Annotated in this window: 4 protein-coding genes and 1 pseudogene; 2 read left to right on the plus strand and 3 right to left on the minus strand. The window is 59.4% G+C overall.

The window, feature by feature from the left end:
• The 3 genes and pseudogenes from BMY22_RS22520 to BMY22_RS22530 form a co-directional block, all read right to left on the minus strand.
• Positions 1-472, minus strand: a 472-nt coding sequence (locus tag BMY22_RS22520; protein WP_279626392.1) for an inositol monophosphatase family protein, incomplete at its 3' end; no start/stop codon positions are given.
• A gap of 229 nt (positions 473-701) precedes the next feature.
• Positions 702-1883, minus strand: a complete 1182-nt coding sequence (locus tag BMY22_RS22525) for a YncE family protein (RefSeq protein ID WP_090625537.1) — start codon at positions 1881-1883, stop codon at positions 702-704.
• 467 nt (positions 1884-2350) lie between these two features.
• Positions 2351-3033 (minus strand): annotated as a pseudogene (locus BMY22_RS22530) (LacI family DNA-binding transcriptional regulator); the annotation flags it as partial.
• 660 nt (positions 3034-3693) lie between these two features.
• On the opposite strand from BMY22_RS22530, the gene BMY22_RS22535 reads away from it, so the two are divergent.
• Both BMY22_RS22535 and BMY22_RS22540 read left to right on the plus strand, forming a co-directional pair.
• Positions 3694-4779 (plus strand): IS5 family transposase, encoded by a 1086-nt coding sequence (locus BMY22_RS22535; RefSeq protein ID WP_090625538.1) that lies wholly within the window; start codon positions 3694-3696, stop codon positions 4777-4779.
• A 238-nt stretch (positions 4780-5017) separates the two neighbouring features.
• The coding region (locus BMY22_RS22540; protein ID WP_143068618.1) for a transposase at positions 5018-5372 on the plus strand (355 nt) is incomplete at its 3' end.

Consider the following 5372-nt stretch of genomic DNA (forward strand, 5'->3'; position numbering starts at 1 on the left):
CCACGGAAAGCCGCTGTGCCTCGCCGTCCGGTCGCCTCAGCCAGGCGCCGCTGCCTTTCTCCGCCATTACCCAATCGTCCCCCATCGGGTCGTAGATGATCCCGGCAACCGTCTCGCCCATGAACACGACCGAGGCCATGACGCCAAAGGCCGGAATACCCGAGGCGAAGTTGGCTGTGCCGTCGACAGGATCGACGACGATGGCAAGTTCGGCATCTTTCAGCCTGCCGAGCAGCGCGGGGTCCGCCGCGACCGATTCCTCACCGACGAACAAGGCGTTCGGCCAAAGCCTGGCGATCTCCGCTTTCATCATGCGCTCGGCCTGCTCATCGGCCACCGTCACAAGATCCGTTGCCTCCGTCTTGGCTCGCACGTCAGATCTATCCAAGCGCCGAAAACGCGGCATTATTTCGGCCTTCGCCGCCCGCCGTAGCAGATCGGCAAGCACGGTTACATCAACTTTCGACGTCATAGGGTTTAGGTTTCCTGTGTAGGGACTGAAGAGGCCCGGGTAACGGTACAGCCACACTGCATAGCAGGCGGAGGCTGGAGCGGCGTATTATCGACAACTAGACGATTCAGCTCTGGCGGCATGACTCAAACCAAAGAGCCTCCGAGATTCCCCGGGCGGTTCGGAGCAACCATAAAGCTATTCTCGAACCGGCCCTCTGTATCCAATTAGCGCCGACGATACGACAGTATCAGCGAGGCATGGTTCTGATCGAGGCTGGGCCGGCCTCCAGCTGAATCGGGGTGCCGGTATCCTGTAGTCTATCGTTTTCTATTTTGTAGATGGCCAACTGTTTTTCTACATTGAGCTGAGCGATGACATACTGGCTGTCTTGAGTAAAAGCCACGCCTTGCCCAGCGGTGCCAGAAGGAACTTCGGAGACTTGTGTGGCCACCCCGTCCTTCAGGGAGAAAAGAATAAGCTTGCCTTTTTCCTTCCGTCCAGGATTGTCTTTTGTCAAGTTGGAGCCATCCATCGACAGGACGGTAATCCAGCGGCCGTCAGGTGAAATGGCGACACCCTCCGGCACTGATGGGACATTTAAATATTGTACGGTTTTGAAGGGAACGCTCGATACATCGATCAGACTGACTGTATCCGTATCCCCCAGTCTTTTCGCATCGCTGCCCGCTAAACCGGCTAGGCCCACGTTGCTGACCACCGCCCAGCGGCCATCGCTTGAAACGTCGATGGTATAGGGCGCAACCCCGCTGCTCAGGCGCATCAGGCTATCCTTTACCTCATGACCATTGATATCGACAACGGCAACGCCTTGCTGATCGCGCAGGGCAACTAGGGCATGTTTTCCATCATGGGTAAAACTGACGCCGGCAAGACGCCCGGAACTGAGCTTGATCGAGTTTATCAGCGCGGCTTGTTTGCCATCGATAGTCAATACATACAGAGAGCCATCGACCCCGGCAACCAAGACCAAGTCTCCCGTGCGATTTACCGCAATCCCCTGTGGATGTGTAGGTAATGACAGTTTCGTGATGCCCAGTGCATCTGACTCCAGATCGATGACCTGTACGAAGTTATCGGTGACCAGTCTGGTATTGTCGTGATCATAACGTGTCGGAGCGCCGACAAAAGCTAGTTGGCCATTCGGGGTGATGGCAACCGCTTGTGGCGGCCCCTGGATGCCGAACTCGACCGGAATGCTCTTAAGTGGCTTGAAGGGGAGGGTGCTAGCGTCCAGTACCGTCAATGTGTCGGGGTTCGCATTTCGCGGCCAAGTATCCTTGCCATCTACTCGCAGGTATTTCCCGTCATTGGCCGATACAATCAAGTCGGCGGCCTGGATGGCGATAGGTGATAAACCAGCAACAGAACTCAATAATATAGTGTGTGCCAACCTTCTGAGCTTCAGCATGTCATATCCTTTTGCAGTCTAGTGGCTTGTTTTTTATTCGTTAACTCATTGCATGTGCCCGTCCTGGGTGATCTGGTCGTTCTCTACCAGTAACTACACAGGCTGGCCGGCCGAGCTGCAGCGCCAGCTCGGACAGATTGTTGCTGGCGTGGTAATAGCCGAGGGAGACCTTCAATCAGCGTGCTCCGCAGGCGCTGGCGAGCGCCAGGATCGGCGCGAGGGCATCGGGTCCACAGATTGAGCAGCGCGGAATACAGACAGTCGAGTCCCAGCTTGCGCACCAGACTGGCGCCATAGCTGGAAAGGCTCACGGAGACGGGGCAAGAGGGGCATTATTGTTATTCCTCTGAAACCGGTTTCATTTTTGACCGAACGGCCCGCCGACAGTCTGACGGCGAGCGGTCAGCCGCGGGGGCCTCGGACGATCAGTTGGGCCTTGAAATCAACTTGGCGGGCCGGCTGCAGGTACTCTGCAGCACCTGGCCCTCGAGCAGGGGCGCCGGGCGATTTCGCCGGTGAACGCCGCGACGCGCTCCTGGCGCGAGCTGGTGCCGTCCAGCGGTTCGCTGACCAGCAGCAGGTTGCGGTAGCCGTGCTGCTGCAGATGATCCAGGGCCTGGCGCACCGCGTCGCGGTTGTCCAGCCCGACCAGATCGACCTCCAGCGCCTCGACCTTGCGGTCGACCAGCACCATCGGCAGTTCGCTGTGCAGGGACTGCAGCTCGCCGGCGTGGTGGCCGAGGGTGTTCACGATCAGGCCCTCGACGTTGTAGGAGCGCAGGGCCGCCAGATGGTGGATTTCCTGTTCGGTGTCGCGGTCGGTGTTGCACACCACCAGACTGTAGCCGTGCTGACGGCAGGCGGTTTCCACGCCATGCATCATGGCCACGGAATAGGGGTTGAGGATGTCGGCGAGGAGCCTGCCGATCAGACGCGTGCGGCCGCGCTTCAGGTCGCGGGCCATCTGGTTTGGGCGATAGTCGAGGCGCTCGATGGCCTGCTCGATGTGCAGGGCGGTGGCGTCGGCGAGCAGTTGGCGGTCGCCGCCGATGTAGCGCGACACGCTGGCCTTGGAGACGCCGGCGGCTTCGGTCACTTGGCTGATGGTGACGCGGCTGGACGAACCATTCACGGACCGGAAACCTCTTATTCTTGATGTTATGGGCTGGCGTTCTGTGCAATGAAACCGTTTTCAGTGAAACTCAAGAAATAGGAGGTGTCAAGGGAGGCTGTGTGTGCCAAGGGCAATTGCGCTAGATCCCTCTTGCGTTGGTCGAGGATTGCCGGTAACGGACAAGACTTTTCCGAGCCCCATCATGCTGCCCAATCCCCAACTGCTTCCATACCGTGGGGAGTGGCTGATGAATTCACCGTTGACATCCTCCCCGTTCTCTCGCTTTGCTCGCAGCCAAGCTGGGCGGGGATTCCTACTGTGTTCAGCCCGACAGGGCCGACTCACCTCGGTGGGCTCCTGCTACTGGCAGCTTTAGCGCTCCGGCTTTTCAGCATTGGGGCGGCTGGGAAAACCTGATTATCGGCCTACCGTGCCAGTTCGCATTTCAGAAACTCTTGCTGACCCTCGCTTTCCGGCTGCGCCGCCCACGAAAATAGGCTTAATTCGCATAATCTATCTTATGTTAAATAATGGCGCAGCGTCCCTATCCTCTGAACTTTGAAAATCGTCAGATTCTGAGTCTTGCTCAGCAGCCTTGGGCTCGGCTTAATTAACAGGCCGTTGAAAAAAGCCAGAGCGCTTTCCGCTCTGTCAAACTGACTGCCATCTTCTTCATGCCGACCTCAGCCCAAGCCAATGCGTGGACTCGATCTCAAGCAAGACGAGCTGTTCAGCTACACGACGCTGGAACAGCGCATCCCGAACGACCATCCGCTGCGCCCCTTGCGCAGGCTGGTCGATACCGTCCTGGCTTCGATGGATCGGGACTTCGACGGGCTTTACTCCAGGCGGGGGAGTGCCTCGATCGCCCCGGAGCGGCTGTTGCGCGCTTCGTTGCTCCAGGTGATCTGCACCGTCCGCCCCGAGCGGCAGCTGGTCGAGCAGATCGATTTCAACCTGCTGTTTCGCTGGTTCGTCGGCCTGTCGATGGACGAGCCGGTGTGGGATCACTCGAGCTTCAGCCAGAACCGCGACCGGCTGTTCAACCAGGAGGTGGCACGCCTGTTCTTCCAGCGCATCAAGTCGCTGGAGCAGTGGCCCGGGTACGCCAGTGACGAGCATTTCAGCGTGGACGGCACGCTGATCGACGCCTGGGCTTCGCACAAGTCCTTCGTTCGCAAGGACGGCGGCGAGCCGCCGAAGGATGGCACGCGCAACCCCTACGCCGACTTCAAGGGCGAGAAGCGCAGCAACGCCACCCATCGCTCGAAAACCGATCCCGAGGCCCGTCTGGCGCGCAAGAACAAGGGGGACGCCAGCCGCCTGGCGCATATGGCCCACACGATGATCGAGCACCGCAGCGGGCTGATCGTGGATGTGGAATGCACCGAGTTCAACGGGCATGCCGAAGTCGAGGCCGCGCTGGCCATGCTGGAGCGCACGGCCAAGCCGGGCAGCACGGTCGGGGCGGACAAGAACTATGACCAGCAAGCCTTTGTCCAGGGTGCGCGCAAACTGAAGGTGACGCCGCATGTGGCGCGCAAAGAAAAGGGCAGTGCCATCGACGGACGCACGACGCGTCATCCGGGGTATGCGACCAGCCTGAAGCTCCGCAAACGGATCGAGGAAGGCTTTGGCTGGCTGAAGACGGTGGGCGGGCTGCGCAAGACCAAGCTGATCGGTCGGGCGAAGCTGGGTGCTCAACTGCTGCTGGGCTTCTCGGTCTACAACCTGATCCGCCTGGGGAGCCTGTCGGGCTGGTGGCGAGGCTCGCATGTATAGGGCGAGTTGCGCCCGGAAAACGCCGAAAGGCGTGGAAACGGCGCTGGAATCGTCAAAAAGGGCCTGAAGCCAGGCCTTTTGAGAGAAACGTCGGGGGCTGAGCGCTTGAAAAACATCAAACCTGACGGGCTGGGGGAGTTGGAGCTGTATTTTTCAACGGCCTGTTATTCTTACTGTGTCACAAGGAATCGGGGAGAATACGCCGTTTTAACAGCCGACTGGATTCACGAGAGAACAGATGGAACAACGCTTCGAAGCCTACCTCGATCATCTGTGCGACTCCCTGGGCCACGTGGACCGGCATGAAGGCCTGCGTGGGTATTGCCAGGGGCTGATGCTGCCGCTGGCACGAAAGAGCGTCGAACCGCTGGCTGCCGGAATCGATCCCCATGCAGTGCGGGCACGCCACCAGTCACTGCATCACTTCGTGGCCAAGTCCGACTGGTCGGATGAACGATTGCTCGAGCGTGTGCGGGCCTGGGTGGAACCGGCGCTGCTGCGCGAGAAAGGCACCGAATGCTACTGGATCGTCGACGACACGGGCTTTCCGAAGAAGGGCAAGCATTCGGTCGGTGTAGCGCGCCAGTACTGTG

Origin of the sequence: Azotobacter beijerinckii, from assembly GCF_900110885.1 — a bacterium.
Taxonomy (GTDB): Bacteria; Pseudomonadota; Gammaproteobacteria; order Pseudomonadales; family Pseudomonadaceae; genus Azotobacter; species Azotobacter beijerinckii.